At 73.2% G+C, this 23598-nt stretch carries 28 protein-coding genes; 8 read left to right on the forward strand and 20 right to left on the reverse strand.

What is annotated here, in order from left to right:
* Window positions 1-20 precede the first annotated feature (20 nt).
* The 5 genes from ACFO0B_RS24770 to ACFO0B_RS24790 all read right to left on the reverse strand — a co-directional run bounded on the left by ACFO0B_RS24770 (window position 21) and on the right by ACFO0B_RS24790 (window position 3453).
* Complete coding sequence (locus tag ACFO0B_RS24770; protein WP_378614965.1) at window positions 21-596, reverse strand: class I SAM-dependent methyltransferase; 576 nt, start codon at window positions 594-596, stop codon at window positions 21-23.
* The gene (locus ACFO0B_RS24775; RefSeq protein ID WP_378614966.1) at window positions 593-1327 is read right to left on the reverse strand and encodes a PIG-L deacetylase family protein; all 735 of its coding nucleotides are present in this window, start codon (window positions 1325-1327) and stop codon (window positions 593-595) included. Before ACFO0B_RS24775 ends, ACFO0B_RS24770 begins: the two co-directional genes overlap by 4 nt.
* Before the next feature lie 17 nt (window positions 1328-1344).
* Complete coding sequence (locus ACFO0B_RS24780) at window positions 1345-2244, reverse strand: acyl-CoA dehydrogenase family protein (protein WP_378615304.1); 900 nt, start codon at window positions 2242-2244, stop codon at window positions 1345-1347.
* Between the two features lie 38 nt (window positions 2245-2282).
* Complete coding sequence (locus ACFO0B_RS24785) at window positions 2283-3023, reverse strand: glycosyltransferase (protein ID WP_378614967.1); 741 nt, start codon at window positions 3021-3023, stop codon at window positions 2283-2285.
* A 142-nt stretch (window positions 3024-3165) separates the two neighbouring features.
* A complete protein-coding gene (locus tag ACFO0B_RS24790; protein WP_378614968.1) occupies window positions 3166-3453 on the reverse strand; it encodes a putative quinol monooxygenase in 288 nt (95 codons plus the stop codon).
* A 76-nt stretch (window positions 3454-3529) separates the two neighbouring features.
* Between ACFO0B_RS24790 and ACFO0B_RS24795 the strand changes: the two genes are divergently transcribed.
* Complete coding sequence (locus ACFO0B_RS24795) at window positions 3530-3940, forward strand: hypothetical protein (protein WP_378614969.1); 411 nt, start codon at window positions 3530-3532, stop codon at window positions 3938-3940.
* Between the two features lie 729 nt (window positions 3941-4669).
* On the opposite strand, the gene ACFO0B_RS24800 is transcribed toward ACFO0B_RS24795, so the two are convergent.
* From ACFO0B_RS24800 to ACFO0B_RS24820, 5 genes are read right to left on the reverse strand one after another with little or no spacing between them, the layout of a single operon-like run.
* Entirely contained in the window at window positions 4670-5419 is a 750-nt protein-coding gene (locus tag ACFO0B_RS24800) for a hypothetical protein (RefSeq protein ID WP_378614970.1), read from the reverse strand.
* A complete protein-coding gene (locus ACFO0B_RS24805; protein ID WP_378614971.1) occupies window positions 5416-7140 on the reverse strand; it encodes an asparagine synthetase B family protein in 1725 nt (574 codons plus the stop codon). Before ACFO0B_RS24805 ends, ACFO0B_RS24800 begins: the two co-directional genes overlap by 4 nt.
* 4 nt (window positions 7141-7144) lie before the next feature.
* Complete coding sequence (locus tag ACFO0B_RS24810) at window positions 7145-7627, reverse strand: hypothetical protein (RefSeq protein WP_378614972.1); 483 nt, start codon at window positions 7625-7627, stop codon at window positions 7145-7147.
* Between the two features lie 24 nt (window positions 7628-7651).
* The gene (locus ACFO0B_RS24815; RefSeq protein ID WP_378614973.1) at window positions 7652-8449 is read right to left on the reverse strand and encodes a hypothetical protein; all 798 of its coding nucleotides are present in this window, start codon (window positions 8447-8449) and stop codon (window positions 7652-7654) included.
* Window positions 8431-9435, reverse strand: coding sequence for a hypothetical protein (locus tag ACFO0B_RS24820; RefSeq protein ID WP_378614974.1), 1005 nt, complete (start codon window positions 9433-9435; stop codon window positions 8431-8433). Before ACFO0B_RS24820 ends, ACFO0B_RS24815 begins: the two co-directional genes overlap by 19 nt.
* 94 nt (window positions 9436-9529) lie before the next feature.
* Between ACFO0B_RS24820 and ACFO0B_RS24825 the strand changes: the two genes are divergently transcribed.
* Complete coding sequence (locus ACFO0B_RS24825) at window positions 9530-10438, forward strand: helix-turn-helix domain-containing protein (protein WP_378614975.1); 909 nt, start codon at window positions 9530-9532, stop codon at window positions 10436-10438.
* A 319-nt stretch (window positions 10439-10757) separates the two neighbouring features.
* On the opposite strand, the gene ACFO0B_RS24830 is transcribed toward ACFO0B_RS24825, so the two are convergent.
* A complete protein-coding gene (locus ACFO0B_RS24830; RefSeq protein ID WP_378614976.1) occupies window positions 10758-10949 on the reverse strand; it encodes a hypothetical protein in 192 nt (63 codons plus the stop codon).
* A 79-nt stretch (window positions 10950-11028) separates the two neighbouring features.
* Between ACFO0B_RS24830 and ACFO0B_RS24835 the strand changes: the two genes are divergently transcribed.
* Both ACFO0B_RS24835 and ACFO0B_RS24840 read left to right on the forward strand, forming a co-directional pair.
* Window positions 11029-11685: a HEAT repeat domain-containing protein gene (locus ACFO0B_RS24835; protein ID WP_378614977.1), complete on the forward strand. Its 657-nt coding sequence runs from the start codon at window positions 11029-11031 to the stop codon at window positions 11683-11685.
* A complete protein-coding gene (locus ACFO0B_RS24840; RefSeq protein WP_378614978.1) occupies window positions 11679-12692 on the forward strand; it encodes a MerR family transcriptional regulator in 1014 nt (337 codons plus the stop codon). The genes ACFO0B_RS24835 and ACFO0B_RS24840 overlap by 7 nt, the downstream gene beginning before the upstream one ends.
* Before the next feature lie 34 nt (window positions 12693-12726).
* Here ACFO0B_RS24840 and ACFO0B_RS24845 read toward each other — a convergent pair whose 3' ends face one another.
* Complete coding sequence (locus ACFO0B_RS24845; protein WP_378614979.1) at window positions 12727-14976, reverse strand: MMPL family transporter; 2250 nt, start codon at window positions 14974-14976, stop codon at window positions 12727-12729.
* A gap of 159 nt (window positions 14977-15135) precedes the next feature.
* Here ACFO0B_RS24845 and ACFO0B_RS24850 point away from each other — a divergent pair, with 159 nt between their 5' ends.
* Window positions 15136-15699 carry a TetR/AcrR family transcriptional regulator gene (locus ACFO0B_RS24850; RefSeq protein WP_378614980.1) on the forward strand — a complete coding sequence of 188 codons (564 nt, stop codon included), beginning with the start codon at window positions 15136-15138 and terminating at the stop codon, window positions 15697-15699.
* A 1-nt stretch (window position 15700) separates the two neighbouring features.
* On the opposite strand, the gene ACFO0B_RS24855 is transcribed toward ACFO0B_RS24850, so the two are convergent.
* Window positions 15701-16321, reverse strand: a complete 621-nt coding sequence (locus ACFO0B_RS24855) for a class I SAM-dependent methyltransferase (protein WP_378614981.1) — start codon at window positions 16319-16321, stop codon at window positions 15701-15703.
* Between the two features lie 62 nt (window positions 16322-16383).
* Between ACFO0B_RS24855 and ACFO0B_RS24860 the strand changes: the two genes are divergently transcribed.
* Window positions 16384-17427 (forward strand): alpha/beta fold hydrolase, encoded by a 1044-nt coding sequence (locus tag ACFO0B_RS24860; RefSeq protein ID WP_378614982.1) that lies wholly within the window; start codon window positions 16384-16386, stop codon window positions 17425-17427.
* Here the strand turns inward: ACFO0B_RS24860 and ACFO0B_RS24865 are convergent.
* A complete protein-coding gene (locus ACFO0B_RS24865; RefSeq protein WP_378614983.1) occupies window positions 17400-17681 on the reverse strand; it encodes a hypothetical protein in 282 nt (93 codons plus the stop codon). The genes ACFO0B_RS24860 and ACFO0B_RS24865 overlap by 28 nt on opposite strands.
* 83 nt (window positions 17682-17764) lie before the next feature.
* On the reverse strand, window positions 17765-18547 hold the full coding sequence (locus tag ACFO0B_RS24870; RefSeq protein WP_378614984.1) for a hypothetical protein: 783 nt from the start codon (window positions 18545-18547) through the stop codon (window positions 17765-17767).
* A 158-nt stretch (window positions 18548-18705) separates the two neighbouring features.
* Between ACFO0B_RS24870 and ACFO0B_RS24875 the strand changes: the two genes are divergently transcribed.
* Window positions 18706-18924: a hypothetical protein gene (locus ACFO0B_RS24875; RefSeq protein ID WP_378614985.1), complete on the forward strand. Its 219-nt coding sequence runs from the start codon at window positions 18706-18708 to the stop codon at window positions 18922-18924.
* On the opposite strand, the gene ACFO0B_RS24880 is transcribed toward ACFO0B_RS24875, so the two are convergent.
* From ACFO0B_RS24880 to ACFO0B_RS24895, 4 genes are read right to left on the reverse strand one after another with little or no spacing between them, the layout of a single operon-like run.
* Window positions 18909-19181: a cytochrome C oxidase subunit IV family protein gene (locus ACFO0B_RS24880; protein ID WP_378614986.1), complete on the reverse strand. Its 273-nt coding sequence runs from the start codon at window positions 19179-19181 to the stop codon at window positions 18909-18911. The genes ACFO0B_RS24875 and ACFO0B_RS24880 overlap by 16 nt on opposite strands.
* Window positions 19182-19185: 4 nt before the next feature.
* The gene (locus tag ACFO0B_RS24885; RefSeq protein ID WP_378615306.1) at window positions 19186-19686 is read right to left on the reverse strand and encodes a cytochrome c oxidase subunit 3; all 501 of its coding nucleotides are present in this window, start codon (window positions 19684-19686) and stop codon (window positions 19186-19188) included.
* Window positions 19687-19721: 35 nt separating this feature from the next.
* Window positions 19722-20444: a hypothetical protein gene (locus ACFO0B_RS24890; protein ID WP_378614987.1), complete on the reverse strand. Its 723-nt coding sequence runs from the start codon at window positions 20442-20444 to the stop codon at window positions 19722-19724.
* A complete protein-coding gene (locus tag ACFO0B_RS24895; protein ID WP_378614988.1) occupies window positions 20441-21136 on the reverse strand; it encodes a hypothetical protein in 696 nt (231 codons plus the stop codon). Before ACFO0B_RS24895 ends, ACFO0B_RS24890 begins: the two co-directional genes overlap by 4 nt.
* A 170-nt stretch (window positions 21137-21306) precedes the next feature.
* Between ACFO0B_RS24895 and ACFO0B_RS24900 the strand changes: the two genes are divergently transcribed.
* Complete coding sequence (locus ACFO0B_RS24900; RefSeq protein ID WP_378614989.1) at window positions 21307-21855, forward strand: TetR/AcrR family transcriptional regulator; 549 nt, start codon at window positions 21307-21309, stop codon at window positions 21853-21855.
* Here ACFO0B_RS24900 and ilvD read toward each other — a convergent pair.
* The gene (gene ilvD, locus ACFO0B_RS24905; protein WP_378614990.1) at window positions 21839-23533 is read right to left on the reverse strand and encodes a dihydroxy-acid dehydratase; all 1695 of its coding nucleotides are present in this window, start codon (window positions 23531-23533) and stop codon (window positions 21839-21841) included. The genes ACFO0B_RS24900 and ilvD overlap by 17 nt on opposite strands.
* Between the last annotated feature and the right edge of the window lie 65 nt (window positions 23534-23598).

A 23598-nucleotide genomic window follows, 5' to 3' on the forward strand; every position in this document is an offset into this window, starting at 1 on the left:
ATCGAGTGCGCGGGGTGCGGTCAGCGGGTGGTGAGGACGTCGATGACGACGTCGTCGTCGCGGTAGTGCGCGATCCGGTGGTGGGGCAGGGTGGTCAGGATGACGTGGTGGGCGCGGTCACCGTCGAGGTGGTGATCGGGTTCGGGGTGGCGCCAGTGCGCGGCCAGGACGGTGGTGCCGGGGTCGAGGTGGACCCCGAGGTCGGCGATGGTGTCGGTGAGCGCGGGGGCGGGCTGGTAGTAGGCGACTTCGCTCAGCACGACCAGGTCGAAGGGTTCGGTCCACTGCCACGGGGCGCCGAAGGCCCATTCGTGCAGGGTGACGTGGGGCAGGTCGCGGCAGCGGGCGCGGGCCAGTTCCAGGGCACGGGGTGCGATGTCGGTGGCGGTGACGTGGTCGCACCGTTCGGCCAGCGCCCGGGTGAGGTGGCCGTTGGCGCATCCGGGTTCGAGCGCGTTGCGGTAGCGCGGAGCCGGGAGCACGGCGGTCAGGAGGGTGCGTTTGCGAATTTCGTACCAATCGGTATCGAAGCGCCACGGGTCGGGGTCGGCGCGGAACATGGCGTCGAAGAACTCCGGGTCGCTGCGCGGGCTCATGCGAACACCACTTCCTCCAGGTCGAGCAGTCGGGCCAGGATGTGCGCCGGCAGTACCGCCCGGTCGGCCGGGTGCGGGGACAGGGGTGCGATCTGGGAAGCGAAGGCGGCTGCGGCCCGGCGTTTGCGCTCGGCGCAGCCGGGCGTGGCGGGCAGCCGCCGGGCGCGGGCCCAATCGATGTCCTGGTCGTCGGGGTGCGACCAGTGCCAGAGCCAGACCGGGTATTCCAGTACCGGCAGCCCGCGAGCACGGGCGGCCGCCGATCCGGCGCGGGCGGTGGCCTCGTGGTCGGGGTGGCCGTCGGCGTGGAAGGGCACGGCGACGGTCGCACCCGCGGGCAGGTGCGGGGCGAGCAGCTCGGCCAGCCGATCCTCGTGGTCGGTGACGGCGCCGTCGGGCAGGCCGAGGTGGACGATGCCGGTGACTCCGAGCACGGCCGCGGCGGCCACCGACTCGCGGCGCCGGAGTTCGGCGAGCGCGGCCGGGGAGTGGGTCGGCGATCCGGGGTGCGAGGCGTCGCCGTCGGTGACGGCGATGATCGTGACCGGTACCCCGCGGTCGGTGAGCGCGGCGGTGAGCGCGCCGAGTCCGAGCACCTCGTCGTCGGGGTGCGGAGCCACCAGGACGAGGGCGCCGATCTCCGGTTCGGCCGATGGCAGCCCCGCGATCAGGGGTTGCCAGGTCGCGGTCGGCGTTCCCGGCTCGGCGGGATCGAAGTGGCGGGCGGCCATGACGGCACCTCCGGTGGTCAGGACGGGGCCACGAGGGCCCCGAGGTCGGCGAGGTCGTGCTCGGCGTGGCTCTGGCGCAGGTAGACGGTGAGGTCGGCGACCCGCTGCGCGTGGACCCGGTCCTGGGCCAGTGGGCCCGCGCCGAGTGCCCGCCCCACCCGGTCGATGGTGCCGGTGGCGGCGGCCTCGACGATCGCGCGCACCCGGCGGGCCCGGATCCGGGCGGTGCGCGGATCGCCGGGCTCGGCATCAGTCTCGGCCGCGGCGCAGGTCAGCGCGGAGTGTGCCGCGTAGAGGGCGGCGTCGACCGCGCCGCGGTGCGCGCGGGTGATCGGGTCGTCGCGGCGGGACCGCAGCAGTGGCTCGGCGACGGCCTGCGCGGCGCCGAGCCAGCACGCGCTCACGCCGATCGCCCCGTGCCAGAACCCGGGACGCTCCACATACGCGCCGGGGGCGCCGACGAGCAGCGCGGGCACGTCGTCGAAATCCACCGACAGGGTCGCCGAGCGGGCCATGCCGACACCGTGCCAGCTCCCCGGAACCACGGCAACGCCCGGCGCGGACAGCTCGACCGCGAACAGCGCTGCCCCGTCCTCGGTTTCGGCGGTGACCAGGGCATGGGTGCAGATACCCGCTCCGGAGCACCAGGGTTTGCGGCCGGAGAGCAGCGTGCGGCCGCCCGTGGTCCCGGCGCGCAGAATCGGGTCGGGAGGCTCGGCCGCCCATACGCCCCACAGCTGGCCCGGCCGCGGTGGTGGCGCGCCGAGTTCGTGGGTGATCGCACAGGCGTCGGCGTGGGCTTCGGTCAGCCTGCCGATGACGATGTCGGCGCGGGTGGCCCGGGTCAGGGCCTGCCACCGCGTTCCGGTGTGGCCGAGGCCGGGCAGCGGCCAGGTCGCGGCTTCGTCGGCGGGGATCTCGCCGCGGCGGGGGGTGCCGGGTGGCCGCCCGGCGCTCACGCGCAGTCCGGGGTCGCGTCGGCCAGGTCCCGCAGGTAGCCGCCGAACCCGCCTTCCACCCGGTTGTCGCGGCGGTCGCAGGTCAGGACCGCCGGGTGCTCGGGCCAGACCGTGCGGGCGCCCGCACGCCGGAGCCGGGACACCAGGTCCACGTCCTCACCGGCGGGAAGTGCGGCGAACCCGCCGACCGCGTGGTAGCAGGCGGCGCGGAATCCGAGGTTGGCGCCGTGCACGTGCCCGTGCTGCGCGGTGCGGTTCGCGCGGTAGCGGCGTTCGTACTCCGCGCGCACCGCGGGCCGGTGTTCGCGCCAGCGCACCGCGACCGTTCCGGCGACCAGGTCGGCGGTGCGGGCGTGCCGCAGCTGGCCGGTCAGCCAGTCCGCGGGGACCACCGAGTCGGCGTCGGTGGTCGCGTACCACACGGCGCGTGCATCCAGGTTCCGCCATGTCGCTGCCGCGTGGTCGAAACCCGTGGCACGGGCGCGGCCGACATTGCGCGCCCCGATGGGCACGGCGTGTGCCCAGTCCGGCACCCGGCTTCGCGAATCGTCGCTGCACGCGTCCAGCACCACGATCGTGTGCACCGGAACCGGCACCGCCGCCGCCGCGCGCCGAATCGCCCGCAGGCAGTGCGGCAGCAACCGCTGCTCGTTGTGCACCGGAACCACCACCGTCACCGCGACCGGGTCGGCTCCCGGAACCGCCCGGCCGGCGGCTGTGACCTCACCGCTCACCATCCACCCACCTTGTTCGCCACCGCTTCGCGCTCGCGCGCGTCGGCATCGAGGCCGTACCCGGCCGAGCGAACGCGCAAACGATCCGCGAATGTGCGGCGCACCACGGTGCTGGACGCCGGGCGGTGAGCCACCCCGCCCGGCGCTACGTCAGCGAGCGCACGGCGGCGATGTCGTACTCGGCAACCGAGGCGGAGAGCACCTGCGCACTCTGATCCTCCCCGGGCCCGCTACCCCGGAATGCCTCCACCGCCGCCTGCGACTCCCAGTGCTCGAAGACGACGATCCGCCCCGGATCCACCGGATCCGCGCTGATCGAGAAGTCGAGACACCCCGGCGCGCGGCGCGCCTGCTCGACCACGGTCACGCAGCCCGCCAGGTAGGACTCGCGATCCGCGGGGTCGACGGAGATGTGGCCTGCGACGATAACCATGGTTGGCTCCTTCTCGTGGTGTCGGGTATACCGACGACGGAAGTGGCCGAAGTTCATCGGTGAAAGGAATTCGCGCATGGTCGACAGCACTGCGCGCCGCCTCGGGATGGCGGCGGCGTTCCTCGCGGCGGCGGCATTGCCCGCGGTGGCGGCTCCGGCCGCCACCGCAGAGGTCTTCACACTCCGCGCCGAGCCCGGTGCGAGCTGGGGGCCGGTGACCCCGTTCGGCACCTCGTGCACGTACACGCTGGTCGCCGCCGTGAGCACCGATATGCCGGTGTCGTTCTACGACTTCGTGGACAGCTCGACGTTCGTCCCCGGCAACCTCGTCACCCCGGTCGACGGCGTCGCCACGGTGCGCTGGACGCCGGTCGTCCCCGGCACGCACCGGATCATGGCGTACCAGACCTCGGCGGGTGGTCCCACGGTCGATATCCAGGTCGGGACCGGGATCACCACCGGTTCGGGGTGCGCGGTCCCGTTCTGAAACAGGGCGGTTCCCGCCGCGAAATCGTGCACGGCATCGACCTGACGCTCGGCCCGCCGGGCCGATCCGCCCGGCCCGCGAGTCGCGCCGGCCGCGCCCGGCCGGTCGATCGGGCGACCATCACGTGGTTGGCTCCGCCCCGGTAGGGACTGTCGTCGACCCTGGCAGGGGATCCGGGGCGGAGCCGCACCCGGAGCGGAAACGAGCGATCCGCCCCGGGTGCACCCCTCTGTTCTACCCGGCCCGGCGGCGGATTCCTGTCCGCCGTTCGCCCGATGCCGCGCGTGTTCGCTATGAGGTAACTGGATCGCGGGAGTGGTCCGGCGCGGGCGGTAGGCGTCGTAACCGGCGCCGAAGCGCTGCCGGAGCACGGCGAGCACTCCGGACAGCGTGAAAACCGTTCCAGCGCAGACGATAGCGGCACCGGTGAGCGGCGAGGCCGGGTGGGTGGGGACGGCGAGCGGAAGCGTGCGGTGGAGCCGGGCGCCGCAGGCGGGAGTCGCGGCGAAGCACCGCGGCGGAATCCGCTCGACCTGGCGATCGCGGGCGACGACGAGCCGGCGGCGCCCGCCGAGCGGGAGTTCGTCGCGGAGATCCGCGCGCGAGGAGATCGTCGACGTGCTCTGGCTGGCCATGGACGTGCGCAGCCATGACCGGCTGGTCCGGCGCCGCGGTTCGAGCGCTGGTACGTCGAGTCGGTGGCGGCGGTGATCCTCGGCTGAGGCGCGATCATCCCCGGCGCGGCGGTTCCGGCGCCCGGTGGTCGGCGCAGGTCTCGGCGGCGGGGAGGTCAGCGGCGAGGAAGACGGTCTGCGCCATCATCCGATAGCCGGACATGCGCTCGCGGAACACCTCCACCGACTCCTCCGGGTGTACCGAGTCGATCACGGCGTCCGGGCCGAGGGCGTTGAACTGGTGGCTGACCCCGCGCGGGATCTGCATGTCCACGAAGGAGCACGGCGGCACGATCAGGTTGTGCCTGGTGCGGTGCACTCCGGGCGGGGTGTCGGGCAGGTCGTCGGTGAACTGCTCGGGCGCGAACGGGGTGACGCCGGGGACGTCGGTGACCACGAACGGCGACAGGCTGCCGACCCGGATGCTGGTGCCGGGCCCGGTCATCATGCGGACGAAGCGCAGCCCGGTGTGCAGGTGCATGCGCGAGCAGATGCCGCGCTCGGCGGTGTCGTAGAAATCCATGAGGTAGCGGTCGGCGAAGAAGCCGTCGAAGGGCTTCTCGACCATGTAGACGTCGCCCTCCTCGAAGGTCTGCGCGCGGACGATGCCGTCGGAATCCGGGGTGGTCGCGGCGGCGCTGGCCTTGGCGGTGCGCACGATCTGCGCGAACGCGCCGACCACGGCGGCGGCGATCTCGGGGGCGAAGCGCGCGACCGGGGTGACCACGTTGCGGCCCGGGTCGGCGAAGGTCGCCAGGTCGTGGATCTCGTTCTCGGCGTCGGCCGCCACCTTGAGCCGGGTCATCCGACCGGCCCGCCCACGTCGAACGAGCGCAACCACAGTTCCAGCGACAACACCAGCCAGAGTTTGCCACCCTGTCGCGGGAGCAGCGCGCCCTCCCCGCGCAGCCAGCCGCGCACGGTCTCCTCGCGGAAGAGGCCGCGGTCGCCGGAGAGCAGCAGGTCGTGGCCGAGGTCGCGCAGCGGGCCGTCCAGCCACTGCTGCACCGGCACCCGCATACCGCTCTTCGGGCGGTCGACGACGGTGGCGGGCAGCAGGTCCCGCACCGACTCCTTGAGGATCCACTTCTCGCTGGTCCCGGCCAGTTTGAGCGCGGGAGGGGTGGCGAAGGCGCGATCGATCACCGCGCGGTCGAAGAGCGGGGCGCGGCCCTCGATGCCGCTGGCCGCGGTGAGCCGCTCCACCTTGGTGAGGATGTGGTGGGCGCCCTTGGTGCGCAGGTTCACGTGCAGGAGCTGGTTCAGCAGCGTGCTCATCCGGCCCTGACGCAGGTAGGGGGCGACGTGCGCGGCCGGGCCCGGCGCGGATTCGAGCGCGGCCAGGGTGTCGGGGGTGAGCAGGGCGGGCAGGTCGGCATGGCACTTGCGGTAGCTGTCGATGTAGGCGCGGGCGCGGGCGTCCGGGTCCGGGTCGCTCCGGAAGAGCTCGAAGATGAGCATGGGCAGGTTCTTCGGGCCGCCGAAGACCGGGTCGCCGCCCTCGCCGTTGAGCGCGACGGTGGCGCCGTCGGCGGCGACCGCCTCGGCCAGGAGCGCGTTGGGGACGGTGAGCGGGTCGCCGACGGGGGAGTCGAGCAGCCCGACGGTGTCGGCGAGGCGGGCCGCGACGGTCGCGCCCGGCACCGTGAGCACCCGGTGCTCGGTGCCGCAGTGCGCGGCGACCAGCCCGGAGTAGCCGAGCTCGTTGGGCGCGGTGTCGCCGAAGCTGATCGAGTAGGTGCGCACCGGGTGGTCGTGCAGCTCGGCGGCGAGCGCGGTCACCAGGCTGCTGTCGATCCCGCCGGAGAGCAGCACCGCGACCGGCTCGCCCTGCGGCAGCCTGCGGGAGACCGCCTGTTCCAGCAGGGCGCGCAGGGCGAGGGCGTGCTCGGCCGCGGGGCGGTCGTCGATGAGTTCCGCCGGCTCCCAGTAGGTCTCCTCGCTGCTGGTGCCGTCGGGGCGCAGCCGGACGCAGCGGCCGGGGAGCACCTCGTGCACGCCGCGCAGCAGGGTGTCGCGGCCGGGGAGGTAGGCGAAGGTCAGGAAGTCGCGGACCGCGGGCAGGTGCAGACCGGTGCGCAGCGCGGGCCAGCGGCGCAGCGCGCGCAGCGAGGTCGAGGCGGCCCAGCCCGCGGCCGCGCGGGCGTGGAACAGGGTGCGGGCGCCCACGTGGTCGCGGATCAGCACCAGGTCGGGGCCGTCGGTGACGCCGAGGGCGAACATGCCGTCGGCGGCGGCGACGCCGGGCAGGCCGAAGCGTTCGTAGAGGTGCAGCAGGAGCAGGCCGTCCGGGCTGCCCGGCGGCGGCGCGCCCGTGCCGAGCCGGGCGCGCAGCTCGGCCGTGTTGAACAGCGTGACCTCGCCGACGGCGGTGAGCACGCCCGCGGTGAAGGGGCCCGCGGCGGTGCCGGGGCCGTCCAGCAGGCCGAGGGCGTACCCGCCGTTGTCGACGAGCGGTTCGGCGCCGACCGCGCGCAGGTGGGCGGCGGGGTCGGCGGAGGTCGGGAAGGCGCACCAGCGGGACATCGGGTCACCCGAAATCGTCGTCGTCGCCGTAGCTGTCGTCCCAGTCGCCGTAACCGTCGCCGCCGTCGTCCCCGCCACCGGAGCCGCTGTTCGCCGCCTGGCTGCGCAGCTCCTCCTCTTCCTCCGGGCTCATGACCAGCGGCGGCACGACCAGCGCCCCGAGCAGCGCGCCGCCGGCGACGGTGGCGAGCACCGCGCCGATCCGGCCGCCGAAGGAGCTGCGGTTCACGGTGAGCACGCCGTCGCCCCAGAGGGTGCGGCCGTACCCGGCCTCGCGGCCGTAGAGGACGCCGCCGGGGTGGTCGCGCCGGATGATCTTCGGGCCGAGCGGCTCGTCCCGGCCGGAGCGGCCCTCGTTGTCCCGCCAGAGCACGGTGCCGCCGGGGCCGCGGCTGCGCCACTCCTGGCGGCCGTCGCCGTAGCGGCGGTGCACGGTGCCGTCGGCGAGCAGTTCATCGGTGTAGTCGACCTGCCGGTACGGGGGCACGGCTGGCTCCTTTCGGGGTACCGGTCACGCGGCGGGCCAGGTGAGGAACCCGGAGTCCCTGGTGCGGCGGAGTTCGAGCAGCGGGGTGCGCGGGGAGCGGACGCCGCGCACCAGGCGGTGGACGGTGCGCAGCAGGGCGGCGGGGCGCACGGCTTCGAGTTCGACGGTGTGGCCGCGGGCGAGCCAGCGGCGTTCGCGGTCGTCGGGGCCGGGCGGGGGTTCGGTGGGTGGTCCCGGCAGGTGGAACAGGTGCAGGGCCCGGGCCTGGCGCGGGCGGAGGCCGAGGGGGACCACGCTCACCTCGTCCGGGAGCGCGGCGAGTTCGCGGACCCGCGCGGCGAATGCGAAGCCCGCGGTGCTCACCTCGTGCAGGACGTAGGCGGTGCCCTCGACGCTCGCGAGCATGCGCGCGACCCCGGGGTGCGCCGGGAGTTCGGCGGCGCTCAGCACCGGGCAGGCCGACTCCACCGGCACTCCGTTGGCGCGCAGCGTGTGCGCGATCCCGTGCGAGTGGCAGATGAGCAGCCGGGGCAGGCCGTAGTCGAACAGGTCCGGCTCGGGAGTGTGCCGTCCCGGCTCGGCCCGCTCCGGCGGCGGAATCGTGAGCAGGCCGGGCAGATCACCGAGCGCCTCCCGGAAGGTGCTGTAGCGCAGTGGGACCCGGACGGTGAAGCCGGGGCCCCCGCGCAGCCGGTGCGCGGGGGCGAGCAGGCGGCACAGCTCGTAGTACAGCTGGCGCTCGGTGACCCGCAGTCCGCTCGGTGCGGTCGCGCGGGCGACGGCGAGCGGCAGCAACCGCTCGATCACGCCGGAGTTGGCCACGTCAGGAAACCTACCTGTCCGGCGCGGCGGCGGTCGGGGTCGGCGGCCTCGGCCACCCGGTCGACGCCACGCTGCACCAGGGCGAGCAGCCGGGCCGGGGGCAGCGCGGCGACCGGGGACCACCAGCCGTCGAGCAGCCACTGCCGATCCTCGGCGCCGATGGCGGGCGGCAGCTCCGCCGCTTCCACCGGCTGCTCCTTCACCCGCACCGCCCACCTCGCGGTGCGCACGGTCGCGGGGGAGAGCCCGAGCAGGACGGCGCGCGGGCCCAGCGCCTCGCGCACCCGGCGCGCCCAGCCGATGCCTGCGACCCCCGCATCGTGCAGTACCAGCACCGGAACCCCGGGCGGCACCTGCTCGGGCCGCTCGCACAGCGCCAGCTGCCAGGTGGCGGGGGCACCGTTGGCGGCCAGGCAGGACAGGGTGGGGCGGTCCGGGCACAGCAGTGCGATCCGGGGCCGCGGCACGGCGGGCGGCCGGAAGTCGTCGCGGGTCAGCCGGGCGGGCGGCGCTCCGTAGACGCGCTGCCACGGGCGCAGCACCTGCGTGCTGAAATCGGCGTAGCTGCGCTCCATCCGGACGGTGGAGCGGCGCGCCAGCCGCGACCGGATGCGGAGCAGGAGCAGGTTCGCCACCAGGATCACCGCGGCGATCCCGGCCAGCCCGGGGCCGACCGGGAGCACCCCGGTGATCAGCAACGCGCCGCCGACGATCCCGATCAACACCGTGTAGCCGACCGCGGCGAAGCGGTAGTGGCGCCCGGTGCTCGGCAGCGTCCTGCGGCCGGCCGCGAAGTACAGCTGCGGGCCGGTGTAGAGCAGGCCCCTTCCGTCGGAGAGCCTGTCCGCCAGGCGCCGCAGGCGCAGGTCGTGCAGCCGGAACGGGCTCTCCTTCGGCTCCAGCGCGAAGGGGCGCCCGCACGACGAGCAGATACGCTTCGGGCGCTGCCGGTAGAGCAGGCTGGTCTGACAGTGCGGGCAGATCACGCCCTATATTCACCCATCCGCGGTGGATCCGCGAGCGCTGCCGGTGAGAATCGGTGTTGACTCTCCACCTACTGGAAACCCGAGGCTGATTCCCGTGAGTGACCGCGACGAACTGTTCACCATCGGCGAGCTGGCCCGCCGCACCGGACTCGCGGTGCGGACCATCCGCTTCTGGTCCGACGCCGGGGTCGTGCCGCCGACCGACAGGTCGCCGACCGGCTACCGGCTCTACGACACCGAGGCGGTGGCCCGGCTCGACCTGGTGCGCACCCTGCGCGAACTGGGGCTCGATCTGCCCACCGTGCACCGGGTGCTGCTTCGTCAGACGACGGTGGCCGACGTGGCCGCCGCGCACGTGCGGGCACTGGACGCCGAGATCCGCACGCTGCGGGTCCGGCGGGCGGTGCTGCGTTCGGTCGCTCACCGAGGAAGTTCGACCGAGGAGATGAGAATCATGCACAAGATGGCCAAGCTGTCCGCCGCCGAGCGGCAGCAGCTGATCGACGACTTCGTGGACGCGACCTTCGCAGGCATCCCGGACGACGCGCCCGGGGCGCACATCGCGCGGGGCATGCGCTCCATGCCGGCCGAGCTGCCCGACGATCCGAGCCCGGAGCAGGTGGATGCCTGGGTCGAGCTCGCGGAGCTGGTCGGGGACGGTTCGTTCCAGGAGCGGGTGCGCGCGATGGCGGTCACCGGGGCGGCCGGGGCCCAGCCGGGGGCCGGCCCCGACCCGGCCCGCGTCTCCGCGGTCGCCGCTCAGGCGCTGAGCGAGGGGGTCGCGCCCGATTCGGCGCGCGGCCGGGAGCTGCTGGATCGGATCGTCGACCCGGCGCTGCCCGCGGCGGACCGGGTGCGGCTGGCGGATTCCATGGCGACCTTCACCGATCGCCGGGTCGAGCGGTACTGGCAGCTGCTCGGCGTGCTGAACGGGTGGCCCGCCCGGGAGCCGCAGGTTCCCGCCTGGGAGTGGTTCATCGAGGCACTGCGCGCCGGCGCTTAGCGCGTCTCGGTCGGGAGTGCCCGACCGGTACCGGCGAGCAGTACGCCGTAGCAGCCGGCGACCTCCCCCGTCGGGGCCGTGTCCGGAAGCTCGAGTCGATCAGTATGCGCTGCACTGCTTGTCGATACGCGATGTAGCAGTGCGTCACATTTCGGGAGCCTCCCGGCAGCGTGGATCCGGCGTGGCCGGGTAACTCCGAACTGGTGCCCGGATCGCTCGTTCTCGCGCGTCGTGCGATTCGGGTGCCAGGCCCGCCCCGGTCGTCCCTGTCCTCGTCCGGGGCGGGTCCGCGCGCCCGATGCCGTTGCGCCGCAACTGCTCATGCGAGGTGTGCGGTGATGTCGGCGATGATCTCCACCCGTGCGGGCAGCGCGGCGGAGAGGGTGCCGAGGTGGCCGAGGTAGTCGTGCGCGCTCAGGGTGCGGCGGTGCTCGGCGAGGTCCGGCGGGTACTCCGGCCGGACGCGTTCGTAGGCCCGCGCGACCACGCCGAACCCGAGTACGCGGGACATGCCGGAGATCCTGCCACCACCGAACGCTTGACCTTGACACAGTGACAACGTCTTCACTGAACGGAAGGAGGTGTTTCCCATGAACCCGACACCAGGACATTCCGTCGACCCGCGGCTGCTGGCCGCGCTGAGCACCGAGAACGCCTCGACCCGGCTGCAGGCCGCGCTCACCGCGGGCACCGACCCGGACCCCGCGCTGCTCGGCCCGCTGCTCGCGCGCTGCGCGGCCGAGCCCGACTTCTACGTCCGCGACATGCTCACCTGGGCGCTCACCCGGCTCCCGGCGGCGGAGACGGTGCCCGCGCTGCTCGCCGAACTCGAGTCAGGGCCCGCGCAGGCCCGCAGCCAGGCGCTGCACACGCTCTCCAAGATCGGTGACCCGGCCACCTGGGCCGCGATCACCCCGGAGCTGCTGCGCGATCCCGACGACGAGGTCGCCCGCAGCGCGTGGCGGGCCGCGGTGGTCCTGGTACCGGACGCCGAGCGGAAGGCCCTGGCCGCCGAACTCGCCGGGCAGTTCGCCCGCGGCGGCCGCGACGTGCAACGCAGCCTGAGCCGGGCACTCGCCGCGCTCGGCGACCTGATCGAGCCGGTCCTGGCCACGGCGAAGACCAGCCCGGACCCGGCGGTGCGCGCGCACGCCCTGGTCACCGAGCACCTGCTGCGCGACCCGGACGCCGCCTTCGACATCGACGCGGCCAAGCGGATCGCCGCGCTGGACGGCGCCCCGTGCTGATCGGCGAGGTGGCGCGGCGTTCGGGGGTCAGCACCCGGATGCTGCGCCACTACGACGCGCTCGGGCTGGTCCGCCCCACCGGGCGCACCGTCGGCGGCTACCGCGAGTACGCCGACGCCGACATCCGGCGCATCTTCCACGTGGAGAGCCTGCGCACGCTCGGCCTCTCCCTGCGCGAGGTCGCCCGCGCGCTGGAGGATCCGGCGTTCGCGCCGCAGACGCTGGTCGCGGATCTCATCCGGCGCACCGAGGAGCGGTTGGAGCGGGAGCGGGAGCTGCTGGAGCGGTTGCGCGCGGTCGAGGGCGCGGAGCCGGCGGGCTGGCGCGATGTGCTGCGCATCGTCGAACTGGTTCGCGACCTCGGCTCCGCCGATCCGCCGCGCCGTCTGCAGGCCGTGCTCAATCCCGCCGCGAACGAGCCGGTCCCCACCGACCTGCTCACCGCGGCGGTGCTCGCCGAGTCCGAGCCGAACATGGCGGGGGCGCTGCGCTGGGCGCTGGCCAGGGCGGGGAGCGACGGGCTGGCCGGGCTCGCACCGGGGTTGCGGTCGTCCGATGCCGAGGTCCGCCGCCGCGCTGTGCTCGCGGTCGCCGAGATCCCCGGCGACACCGCCACCCGGTTGCTCACCGCCGCGCTCGCCGATCCGGATCCGGCGGTTCGTGGCCCGGCCGCGCTGGCCGCAGGCGCTCGCGGGGTGACGGCCGCCGAACCCGCGCTGATCGACATGGTCGTCACCGGCACCAACGACGTGGACGCGGGCGAGGTGCTCGGTGCTCTCTCCCGGGATCCGGCCGCCGCGGATCGCATCCTGGCCGCGCTGACCGCTCTGCTGACCGCGCACGAAGCGGACGCGGGCGTCCGGCTCCGGCTGATCCAGGCGCTGGTCGAGTTGCCCGGCACCGGCGCCCTGGCGATCCTGCAACCGCTTCGCGCGGATGCCGATCCTTCGGTCGCCCTGGTCGCGACCGCCTTCGCCGACCTGGTGGCAGCACGGGTCTCCGGCTAGCGTTCGACCGCGACGCCGTTCGCGCGAACAACTCTCAGCGCAGCGCGGGAACCCGATCGTCCGCGTCCGCGGGCACGTCGAGCCGCTCGGTGAGCCCCTCACCCTCGATATCGAAGGTCGGCACCAGCGGCGCGAGCCACCTCGGCATCCACCAGATCCGCTCGCCGACGATCAGCATGAACGCCGGGACGATCAGCATGCGCACCAGGAAGGCATCGGCCAGCACGCCGACGGCGAGCGCGAAGCCGATGGTCTTCAGGATCACGTCGTCGGTGAGCGCGAACCCGGCGAAGACGCCGATCATGATGATCGCGGCGGCGACCACGACCCGCGCGCTGTGCGCGAATCCGTCGATCACGGCCTGGCGGGCCGGGGTGCCGTGCGCATACGCCTCGCGCATCCGGCTGACCAGGAACACCTCGTAGTCCATGGCGAGCCCGAACAGGATGCCGGTCAGCAGGATCGGCAGGATGAACAGCACCGGCGAGGTGGTGTCCAAACCGATGAGCTGGTTGAGCCAGCCCCACTGGAACACCGCGACGGTGGCGCCGAGCGAGACGCCGACCGAGAGCAGGAACCCGAGCGCGGCCTTGAGCGGCACCCACAGCGAGCGGAACACCGCGATCAACAGGAAGATCGCCAGCCCGACCACGACCGCGAGGTAGATCGGGAACACCGAGGTGAGCTCGTTGGCGATATCGACCCCGACCGCGGTCTGACCGGTCACCAGGGCCCGCGCGCCGGTCTCGGCGGGCAGATCGGCCACGGCGCCGCGGATCTCCGCGACCAGGTCCTTGGTGGCCTGATCCGACGGCCCGGAGCCGGGGATCACGGTGACGGTCGCGAACTGCACGACCTCGAGCTGCTGGGCGAAGGCCTGCTGCGCCTGCGGGGTGTCGCTGGTGAGCGCCGGGATCACGGTGGCGACGTCGGTGCCCGCGCGGCCCGCCATGGTCTGCAGGTCGTTGGTCACCCTGGCGACCGCTCCGGCCGGGTCGGCGGCGTTCGCGGTGTCGACCACCACGACCAGCGGTCCGTTGGCGCCCGCGCCGAAGTTCTCGGCGATCAGGTCGTAGGCGGTGCGGGCATTGCTGCCCGCGGGCTTGCTCGCGTCGTCGGGCAGCGCGAGCTGCATCGAGGCGACCGGGAGCGAGGCGAGCAGCGCGACGGCGATACCACCGGCCAGCGCGCCCCACTTGTTCCCGGCGATCCACTCGACCCAGCGGCGGCCGTGCGTGCGCGGCTCTGCGCCGTCGGCGGCCCTGGCCAGGTAGCGCGGCTTGCCCCGCATGACCCGCTCACCGGCGAAGCCGAGGATGGCGGGGAGCAGGGTGAGCGAGATGAGCACCGCGACGGCGACGGTGAAGGCGCCGCCGAGCCCCATCTGGGTGAGGAAGCCGATATTGCAGACCGCGAGCCCGACCAGCGCGATGATCACGGTGAGCCCGGCGAAGACCACCGCCGAGCCCGCGGTGCCGACGGCGCGGCCCGCGGCCTCCGCCGGCGAGCGGCCCGCCCGGACCTCGCTCTGGTAGCGGCTCATGATGAACAGCGCGTAGTCGATGCCGACCGCGAGCCCGAGCATGGTGCCGAGCGCCGGGGTCGTGGAGGAGAGCTCGACGAAGCCGGTGAGCGCGGTGATCGCCAGCATGCCGATGCCCACCCCGACCAGCGCGGTGAGCAGCGGCATGCCCGCCGCGACCAGCGAGCCGAAGGTCACCGCGAGGACGAGCAGCGCCACCGCGATGCCGACGACCTCGGCCAGCGGCATCTCCACCTCGTTCATGGCGTCGCCGCCGATGGCGACGTTCAGCCCGGCGGTCTCGGCGTCGTGCGCGGCGTTCTCCAGCGCCGAGCGGTCGGCGTCGGTGAGCTCGTTCGAGGTCTGCGTGTAGCCGACCGAGGCGTAGCCGACGCGGCCGTCACCGGTGAGCGTGCCCGCGGTGAACGGGTCGGTCACCGAGGCGACGTGCTCGGTGCGCAGGGCGCCGAGCGCGGCGGTGACCGCGGCGCTGTAGCCGGGCTCGGTCAGCGAGCGGCCCTCGGGTGCCTCGAAGACCACCCGCGCCGTGGCGCCGTCGGGGGAGGACTGCGGAGCCCGCTCCTCGATGAGGTCGAAGGCCCGGGTCGACTCGATCCCGGCCAGCTCGAACTTGTCACTGGTCGTGCCGGAGAGCGTCGCCGCGCCGACGCCGAGCACGACGAGCAGCAGCACCCAGATCGCCGCCACCGCCCTGCGGTGCACGAACGACCACCGGCCCAGCCGGAACAACTGCCACGCCATGAGCGTCCTCCAAGCACCTGTATGGACCGAATGGTCCGGACAGGGTCTAGAGTAGGAGGATGCGGACTGCGGGGTCCACTTCAGCGCCTCAAGTGTGCAGCAACTCACGTGAGCTGCGGAAATGAGACCCTGGACACAGTCCGGCAAAGGAGCGGATCGATGACGGCACCGAATCGGCAGCGGCGCCGCAGGGTGGACGCCAGGCACAACTCCGAGCGCGTGCTCGCCGCCGCGATCGAGGTCTTCACCGAGCACGGGCTGGAGGCCACCATTCCCGAGGTGGCCGCGCGGGCAGGCGTCGGCAAGGCGACCGTCTACCGCAGCTACCCGACCAAGGCCGACCTGGTGCGCGAGCTCGCGCTGCTGCACCTGGACTGGATCGACGAACTCGCCGGCGCCGCGCTCGACGCCGCCCGCACCGACGCCTACCACGCCCTGGAGGCGCTGCTGGAGCGGATCGCCACCCGGCTCGCCGAGGACCGGCTCATGGTCGAGGTGCTCAGCGGCGTGGACGGCATCGAGGACGAGCGGCTCGACAACCAGCTCGAGCAGCTCCTCGCGCTGGCGCACGCGCAGGGCAGGCTGCGCCCCGACGCGACCGCCATGGATGTGCAGGTGCTGGTCGCCGGGGTCGCGCGGGCGCTGATCGAGCTGGAGATCGGCGACCCCGCGGTCTGGCGCCGCTACGCCCGGCTGGCACTGTCCGCGCTGCGCCCGGAGTGAACTACCCGCGCTCCGCGGTGCCGATCACCAGCGGCGCGATCGTCGGCAGCGCGGTCGGCATCCGGGTGTGCGTGATCTCGGTGACGGTCAGCGCCGAGGCGGCGAGCAGGGCCTCGAAATCCCGGTTGGCGTGGCAGCCGTCGGCGAGCCTGCGCTGCACCGGAGTGAGGATGTCCTGCACGACGCCGAGTGCCCCGGTGCCGCGCACGTGCTCGTGGAACAGGAACTGCCCGCCGGGGCGCAGCACCCGGTGCACCTCTGCCAGCGCGGCGGCGGGATCGCGGAGCGAGCAGAAGACCAGCGAGGCGGTGACGGTGTCGAAGCCGGCGTCCGGGAAGTCGAGTGCGTGCGCGTCGCCGTCGAGCACGGTGAGCGGCAGCTCGGTGCGGGCCGAGAGCTGTTCGCGCAGCGCCGCATTGGGCTCCACCAGGACCAGCTCCGCCAGCTCGGCGGGGTAGTGCGGGACGGAGAGGCCGCTGCCCGCGCCGATCTCCAGGGTGCGGCCGCGGGCGGCGGCGAGCTGGGTGCGGCGCAGTTCGGCCTGCCCGGCCCGGTCGACGCGGTCCATGAAGCGGGGGTACCAGGCGGCGAAACAGCGCTGGCCGAGGGTCGGAGCGGTCATGGAAGTCAGTGTGGTCCGCGCGGGGGCTGCCGCGCATGGCCGGAACCGGCCATCATCGAGGGGTGCCGCCCGCCGAGGATCAGATCGTCCGCCACCTGCCGACCGGCGGCGGCGAGCTCGCGTACGCGGTCACCGGGTCCGGCCCCGCACTGCTGATGGGCGGCTGGTGGTGCGGCCACCTCGCGCTGAACTGGGCGGACTCGCTCTTCCGCGGCTACCTCGCCCGGTTGGCCGAGCGGTTCACGGTGATCCGCTACGACCAGCCGGAGCGCGGGCTCTCCGGGGGTGCCACGGTCGACCTGGACGGCGAGATCGCGGTGGTCGCCGAACTGCTGGAGGCGCTCGGGGTCGAGCGGGTCGCGCTGCTCGGCGGCTCCTCCGGCGCGGCGGTCGCCGCCGGCCTCGCCGCTCGCCTGCCCGGCCGGGTGCGGCGGCTGGTGCTCTACGGTGCTTTCGCGCGCGGCGCCGATATCGCGCCGGAGCCGGCCAGGCGGGCCATGGTCGAGGCGGTCGCCGCGCACTGGGGGCTCGGATCCCGTCTCCTGGCCGACGTTTTCGTGCCGGGCGCGAGCAGAGCCGAGCGTGACCGCTTCGCCCGCTTCCAGCGGCTCTCGGCCACGGCCGAGCAGGCCGCCTCCGCCCTGGCCGAGAGCTACGCCCTCGACGCCACCGAGTACCTGGCCGCCGTCACCGTGCCCACCACGGTCCTGCACCGCCGCGCGGACCGCGCGGTGCCCTTCGCCCTCGGCGTCGACGTGGCCCGCCGGGTGCGCGGCGCGACCCTGGTCGAACTCACCGGCGACGACCACTTCCCCTGGCGCGGAGACGCTTCCGCGGTCGCCGATGCCACTCTGCGCGGACTCGGCCACCCCGTGCGCGCCCGCCCCGAGCCACCCGGCCCGGCCGCCGTCACCGAGCGCGAACGCGAGATCCTGCAGCTGGTCGCGGCCGGGCTCACCGACGCCCGGATCGGCGAACGGCTCACGCTCAGCCCGCACACCGTGCACCGCCACATCGCCAATGCCCGCGCCAAGCTCGGCGTCCGCTCCCGCGCGGCCGCGGCCGCCGCCCTGCGCGGCTACGAACCCGGCCGCCCCGGAATCTGACTCCAGTACCCCGCCCGCGCACCGTACTTGCTGCGCACCCACTTCGACGGCAGGTGCCGCTGGGAGGCGGGCCCGTCCGGGGTCACCACCGCGAGGAGAATCCGGCCGAACTCGGCCCGCGCGGCCAGATCCGGCGCCGTCATGTGCGCCCGGTCCCGCCCCTGCCAGTACTGCTGCTCGACCACCAATCGGTCCAGTAATTGCTTGCGTGTCAACGTATCCAGATCACCCCAGGTGAGCCGCTCGAAAGCCATGAAGCCCTCTTCCGATCGCGTGTACCCGTCCGATTCAATCAGGTGATGGAGGGATCACGCCAGAATGCCGGCGTGCGGCCGGGCTACGAGCCGGGCGCCATGTCCGAGTCCGGCTCGTCGCGGGTGGCGAGGTGCGCCTCGGCGATCACCTCCCAGAATCGGCTGCGCAGTTCCCTGGCGCGCTCGACCTCACCCGGGTCGGGCGCGGCGGCGGGGCCGAACATCCAGGAGGGGCGGGCGTCGGCGGTGGTGTCGCGGGCGCCGAAGCGGTGCGCCGCGGTGATCACCTGGTCGAGTGTCTCGGCGCTCTCGACCGCGGACCAGAAGGAGGCGGGCAGGTCGGTGAGCGCGGCGAAGGAGGCGGAGCTCAGCCCCAGGTCGACGGTGGTGCCGACCTCGCCGTCGTCGTCGAAGATGGTCTCGATGAAGGTGATCTCCCAGGACGGCGCGGTGCCCGCGCGGCGCAGGGTGAGCGAGGGGTGCTCGATGTCGGCGGTGGTGGCCCAGGGGGAGGCGTGCGCGAGCCGGTACTGCAGCGGCCCGACCGCCGGATCCCAGCCGCGGGTCTGCACCCGGACCTCGGCGGCGCGCCCGATGGCCCGGTGCTCGACACCGCCGGCGGCGGACCCCAGCCAGACCCGCACGACGTCGTGCTCGGGGTAGGTGCCGAGCATGGCGGCCAGGTGCGCGAGCGCCTGCTGCCTGCCGCCCTCGAAGCCGTGCACCTCCTGCTCGGCGGCGAGGCCGTAGAGCACGCCGACCGCGCCGGGCGCGAGCCCGGCCAGGTAGTCGGTGGCCAGCGCCGTGCCGCGGGCGAGCGCGCGTGGCCAGTCGTGCTCGGGTAGTACCGGGTCGGGCTCGTCCATCGTCGCACCCCCTGTCCGTCCCCCATTCTCCCGCCGATCGGCGCTCCTGTCGCGGTACCTTGGTGGCGCGGCGATTCGCGTGTAAACGAATCGCGCCGCGGGGTGGATTACCCTGTGCCGCCCGCGGTGGGCGGCCCCACCGAACGCAGGAGCGCCCCGTGCACAACCCCGTCAACCGGTTCGTCCTGGCCGGCATCTTCGCCACCCTCGGCTACGTCGCGCTGAAGCTGGTGCTCGACGGCGCGCCCGCCGAGGTGGACACCTGGATCGGCACCTTCTGCACCGGCATCGTGGTCGGCGGCGCCGTCGTGCTCGGGCTGAGCTGGCAGCAGCGGCGCAAGCAGGCGAAGGAGGAGGACGGTCAGCCCCAGAAGTAGACCCCGGCCAGCCCCGCCCACAGCAGCACCAGCCAGGCGTCGGTGCCGAGCCGCAGCCAGCGCGGCGCCGCCCGCACCTCCATGAACCAGCGGATCACCAGGCGGCACTTGACGACGGCCAGCGCCACGACCAGCGCGACCAGTTCGGTGGTGTGGCCAGGCGCGAACCACCAGGCGGCCACGGTGCTCACCACCAGCACCAGCCACACCAGGACGAGCGCGCGCCGGGAGTGCGGCGGCGACGGGGCCTCGGTCACGGCGTCACCTCATGAGGTAGAGGATCGCGAAGATCACGATCCAGAGCAGGTCGATCATGTGCCAGTACAGCGCGCCCTGTTCGACCGGGCCGACCGCCGGTCTCCGTGCGACGATGCCGAGGATCAGCAGCCCGAGCAGCAGGTGCGCGAGGTGCACCCCGGTCAGGACGTAGTAGAAGGAGAAGAACTCGTCGGCCACGGTGTGCCCGGCCGCGACGGCATGCTGCCACTCGTAGCCCTTGAGCACCGCGAACAGCACCCCGCAGCCACCCGCCGCGAGCAGCGACCGCTGTGTCGCGCGCGCCGCGCCGCGCCGGATCTCCAGCACGGCCAGCGCGGCGAAGAGCGAAGCGGTCAGCAGCACGACGGTGTTGACGACCCCGAGGCCGAGGAGCAGCTGCCGCTGCCCGGCCGCGAAGAGCTCCGGCGAGCGCGCCCGGAACACCATGTAGGTGAGGAAGTAGCAGCCGAAGAAGAACAGGTCGCCCAGGATCATCACCCACATGTGGATGTCGCCGGAGATCCGTCCGGCCGGGGCGCTCACCGGGCGGGCTCCGCGCTGTACAGCGCCGGGGTGTCCACTGTTTCGGCCCTGGCGGCGGTGCGCATGAGGGGAAGCAGGCAGGCGATCCAGATCCCGAAGATCACCACCGCGATGTAGAAGGTGATCATGCCGTTCCAGGCGAAGGCGCCGGAGCGGAAGACCCACATCTGGGTGGCGACCACCTCGGTCACGATCTGCCAGATCGAGACGTAGGCGAACCACTTCGGGAAGATCCCGTTGCGGTCGTAGAAGATCGCGATGGCGAGTACCGCGTAGGCAGCGGTGAAACAGCCGAGCGAGCCGTTGTAGGAGAGCATGCCGAGGTCGTAGAGCAGGTACTGGAGGCCGGGGTCGCGGTCCGGGCGGAAGGTGGCGGCGAGCCAGCAGACCAGGATCAGGTGGAACCCGGGAATGGCGCCCACCCCCATGGCGGCGATGTAGGCGTAGGCCAGCAACCGCCCCGACGACATGCGCTTCATGAAGTAGCCGATGATGCCGTTCGAGATCGCCGCGCCGCCCGCGATCACCAGCAGCACCCCGAAGCCGAGCCGGATCCCGGTCGCCTGCGCCTCGAACCACTGCGCGGCCTGCTCGGCGGTCACGTCCGGGCGCGGTGGCGGGGTCGCCCGGCCGAAGAACACCACTCCGACCGAGAGCGCGGCGTAGAACACCGCGAACCCCCAGTAGGCGATCCACACGTCGAGATTCCGCGCCCTCACGCCGCCCGCTCCTGCTCCCGCAGCGCCGCCCGCACCTGGACGAACATGACCGCGACGAACAGCGCGATGACGCCGTTGCGCAGCCAGAACGAGACGAACCCGTCCCACGCCAGCGGGCCGCTGCGGAACACCGCCGCCCCCGCCGATGGCGCCACGAGCACCGCGGTGAGCAGCGAGTACGGCGCCACCCAGCGCGGGAACACCGCGCGGTCGTCCAGGTACACCGCCAGCGCCAGCAGCACGAACTGCGCCACCAGCATGCCGATCGGCGCGATGAAGAGCAGCCAGGCCAGGTCGTTGAGCAGCTGTACGAGCGCCGGGTCGCGCTCCGGACGGAAGGCCGCGACCGCGAAGAGGATGTTCGACAGCGCGAAGAGCGTCGCGCCCGCCACCACCGAGGTCAGGTAGGAGAAGGCGAGGATCCCGCTCTGCCCGCCCATGCGCGCCATCCGGCCCACGATCAGCACGAAGAACGGCACGATCATGATCCCGCACAGGTTGAACCCGACCATGCTGAACCGGGTGAGCGCGGTGTTGTCGAGGTAGAACCGCGCCACCTCGTCGGCCGTCATCCCCGGCGACATCGGCGGGAAGAAACCGGGGAAGGCGACGAACAGCCCCCCGAGCACCAGCGCCACCACCGGGGTCGACCACAGGATCGCGTACTGCGCCCGCAGATCGGTGTCGTCCATGTGCTGTTCCTCCCGGCTCCCGCGCTCCCCGAGGATCGCAACTTTTCTGACGGTAGTCAATATCGGAGGCGGGGTAATATCGCTGTGTGGCAGCAACTCCCAAAAGTGACCAGCGTCAGAAGCGCGCGACTCCGGTACGGGCGCGTTCGCACGCCAGCCGGGAGGCGATCATGCAGGCGGCGATGGCGCTGTGGCGCACGAAGGGGTTCGCGGGCACCACCGTCACCGATATCTGCAAGGCGGCGGGGGTCTCGAAGGCGCTGTTCTACGTGTATTTCGCGCGCCGGGAGGAGATCCTGCTCGCGCTCGAGGTGTTCACCATGCGCGAGGCGCACGCCGCCGCCGAGGCGGTCGTCGCCCGCCCCTACCGGCTGCGCGAGGTGCTCACCGCGGTGATCGGCACGCTGGAGCAGCGGGCGCGCCGCTTCCCGGCCGAGCTCATCTTCGAGGCGGTGCTGGAGACCTACCGGCTGGAGCGGCAGGTGCTCGGCGACGGCGCGAGCGCGGCCGATATCGCGTACCTGTTCCTCGGGCCGTTCCAGCGCGCGCAGCGCGACGGCGAGCTGGGCCCCGACGTCGATGTCGTGCGGCTGGCCCGGCTGGCCCAGATGCTGGTCGCCGACGGCTTCCGCTGCTGGGCCGCGGCCGATTTCGGCGACGAGCCGCTCACGCCGCGGCTCGTCGCCGAGATCGACACCGTGCTCAGCGCGGGTTGGTGATGGCCCCGGTCTCGGCGCCCTGCACCAGCCGCGCGTACTTGCCGAGCACGCCGCGGGTGTAGCGCGGCTCGTTCGGCACCCAGCCCTCCCGGCGCGTGGCCAGCTCGGCCTCGTCGACCAGCAGGTCGAGCGCCTTGCCGTGCACGTCGACCCGGATCCGGTCGCCGTCGCGGACGAAGGCGATCGGCCCGCCGTCGCGCGCCTCCGGCGCCACGTGGCCGATGCAGAAGCCCCAGGTGCCGCCGCTGAACCGGCCGTCGGTCACCAGCGCGCAGTCCGCGCCGCGCCCGGCGCCCTTCAGCGCGCCGGTGATGGCGAGCATCTCGCGCATGCCCGGCCCGCCCTTGGGGCCCTCGTAGCGGATCACCAGCACCGTGCCGGGCTCGATCTCGCCGGCCAGGATGGCGGCCATGGCGCCGTCCTCACCGTCGAACACCCGGGCCGGGCCCTCGAACTGCATCTGGTCGGCGGTGAGCCCGGCGACCTTGACCACGCTGCCCTTCGGCGCGAGCGAGCCGCTGAGGATGTTGATCCCGCCGTCGCGGTGGATCGGGCGGTCGATCGGGTACACCACGACACCGTCCGGGGCGGGCGGGTCGATCTCGGCCAGGTTCTCCGCCATGGTCTTGCCGGTGACGGTCAGGCAGTCGCCGTGCAGCAGCCCGGCGTCGAGCAGCTGCTTGAGCACCACCGGGACGCCGCCGACCCGGTCCAGCTCCAGCATGTGGAACCGCCCGCCCGGCTTCATGTCCGCGACGTGTGGCACCCGGGCGGCGATCCGGTTGAAGTCCTCGAGGTGCAGCTCGACCCCGGCCTCGTTGGCGATGGCGAGCAGGTGCAGCACCGCGTTGGTGCTGCCACCCAGCGCGGAGGTGACCGCGATGGCGTTCTCGAAGGCCTGCTTGGTGAGGATCCGGCTGGGCCGGATGCCGAGCCGCAGCATACCGACGATGGCCTCGCCGGAGCTGCGGGCATCGTCCTCGCGGCGCCGGTCCACCGCGGGCGGGGAGGCCGAGCCGGGCAGGCTGAGCCCGAGCGCCTCGGCGATCGAGGACATGGTGTTGGCGGTGAACATGCCGCCGCAGGCGCCCTCGCCGGGGCAGGCCTTGCGCTCGATCTGGCCCAGCTCGTGCTCGTCGATCCTGCCGGCGGCGCAGGCGCCGACGGCCTCGAAGACGCTGGTGATGTCGAGCGAGACGCCGTTGTGGTTGCCGGGCAGGATCGAGCCGTTGTAGACGAAGACGCTGGGCAGGTCCAGCCGCGCGGCGGCCATGAGCATGCCCGGGATGCTCTTGTCGCAGCCGGCCAGCCCGATGAAGCCGTCGAGGCGCTCGGCGTGCACCACCGTCTCCACGCTGTCGGTGATCACCTCGCGGCTCACCAGCGAGGCGCGCATGCCCTCGTGCCCCATGGAGATCCCGTCACTGACGGTGATGGTGCCGAACTCCAGCGCGACACCGCCCGCCGCGCGCACGCCCTCCTTGGCCCGCTGCGCCAGCGTGCGCAGGGTGAGGTTGCACGGGGTCACCTCGTTCCAGGCCGAGGCGATGCCGATCTGCGGTTTGTCCCAGTCGTCGTCGGTCAGCCCGACGGCGCGCAGCATGGCCCGGGACGGGGCCCGCTGCATCCCGTCGGTGACATCGCGGCTGCGCGGCTTCATATCGACCGGATCTGTCATTTCCGGGAGGCTACCCCATCGGTTTTCGGCAGCCGTGACCAGCGTAGTTACCGCTCGCGCAACTA

The organism is Nocardia jiangsuensis (assembly GCF_042650385.1).
GTDB classification, from domain to species: Bacteria; Actinomycetota; Actinomycetes; order Mycobacteriales; family Mycobacteriaceae; genus Nocardia; species Nocardia jiangsuensis.

Excerpts from the sequence above, each read along its gene's own strand:
- ACFO0B_RS24805 (WP_378614971.1), bottom strand. The coding sequence starts at position 7,140 with ATGTCCCGCTGGTGCGCCTTCCCGACCTCCGCCGACCCCGCCGCCCAC.
- ACFO0B_RS24850 (WP_378614980.1), top strand. The coding sequence starts at position 15,136 with ATGACGGCACCGAATCGGCAGCGGCGCCGCAGGGTGGACGCCAGGCAC.
- ACFO0B_RS24855 (WP_378614981.1), bottom strand. The coding sequence starts at position 16,321 with ATGACCGCTCCGACCCTCGGCCAGCGCTGTTTCGCCGCCTGGTACCCC.
- ACFO0B_RS24895 (WP_378614988.1), bottom strand. The coding sequence starts at position 21,136 with ATGGACGACACCGATCTGCGGGCGCAGTACGCGATCCTGTGGTCGACC.
- ACFO0B_RS24770 (WP_378614965.1), bottom strand. The coding sequence starts at position 596 with ATGAGCCCGCGCAGCGACCCGGAGTTCTTCGACGCCATGTTCCGCGCC.
- ACFO0B_RS24830 (WP_378614976.1), bottom strand. The coding sequence starts at position 10,949 with ATGTCCCGCGTACTCGGGTTCGGCGTGGTCGCGCGGGCCTACGAACGC.
- ACFO0B_RS24785 (WP_378614967.1), bottom strand. The coding sequence starts at position 3,023 with ATGGTGAGCGGTGAGGTCACAGCCGCCGGCCGGGCGGTTCCGGGAGCC.
- ACFO0B_RS24845 (WP_378614979.1), bottom strand. The coding sequence starts at position 14,976 with ATGGCGTGGCAGTTGTTCCGGCTGGGCCGGTGGTCGTTCGTGCACCGC.
- ACFO0B_RS24835 (WP_378614977.1), top strand. The coding sequence starts at position 11,029 with ATGAACCCGACACCAGGACATTCCGTCGACCCGCGGCTGCTGGCCGCG.
- ACFO0B_RS24870 (WP_378614984.1), bottom strand. The coding sequence starts at position 18,547 with ATGGACGAGCCCGACCCGGTACTACCCGAGCACGACTGGCCACGCGCG.
- ACFO0B_RS24775 (WP_378614966.1), bottom strand. The coding sequence starts at position 1,327 with ATGGCCGCCCGCCACTTCGATCCCGCCGAGCCGGGAACGCCGACCGCG.
- ACFO0B_RS24790 (WP_378614968.1), bottom strand. The coding sequence starts at position 3,453 with ATGGTTATCGTCGCAGGCCACATCTCCGTCGACCCCGCGGATCGCGAG.
- ACFO0B_RS24800 (WP_378614970.1), bottom strand. The coding sequence starts at position 5,419 with ATGACCCGGCTCAAGGTGGCGGCCGACGCCGAGAACGAGATCCACGAC.
- ACFO0B_RS24795 (WP_378614969.1), top strand. The coding sequence starts at position 3,530 with ATGGTCGACAGCACTGCGCGCCGCCTCGGGATGGCGGCGGCGTTCCTC.
- ACFO0B_RS24865 (WP_378614983.1), bottom strand. The coding sequence starts at position 17,681 with ATGGCTTTCGAGCGGCTCACCTGGGGTGATCTGGATACGTTGACACGC.
- ilvD (WP_378614990.1), bottom strand. The coding sequence starts at position 23,533 with ATGACAGATCCGGTCGATATGAAGCCGCGCAGCCGCGATGTCACCGAC.
- ACFO0B_RS24900 (WP_378614989.1), top strand. The coding sequence starts at position 21,307 with ATGCAGGCGGCGATGGCGCTGTGGCGCACGAAGGGGTTCGCGGGCACC.
- ACFO0B_RS24885 (WP_378615306.1), bottom strand. The coding sequence starts at position 19,686 with ATGTGGGTGATGATCCTGGGCGACCTGTTCTTCTTCGGCTGCTACTTC.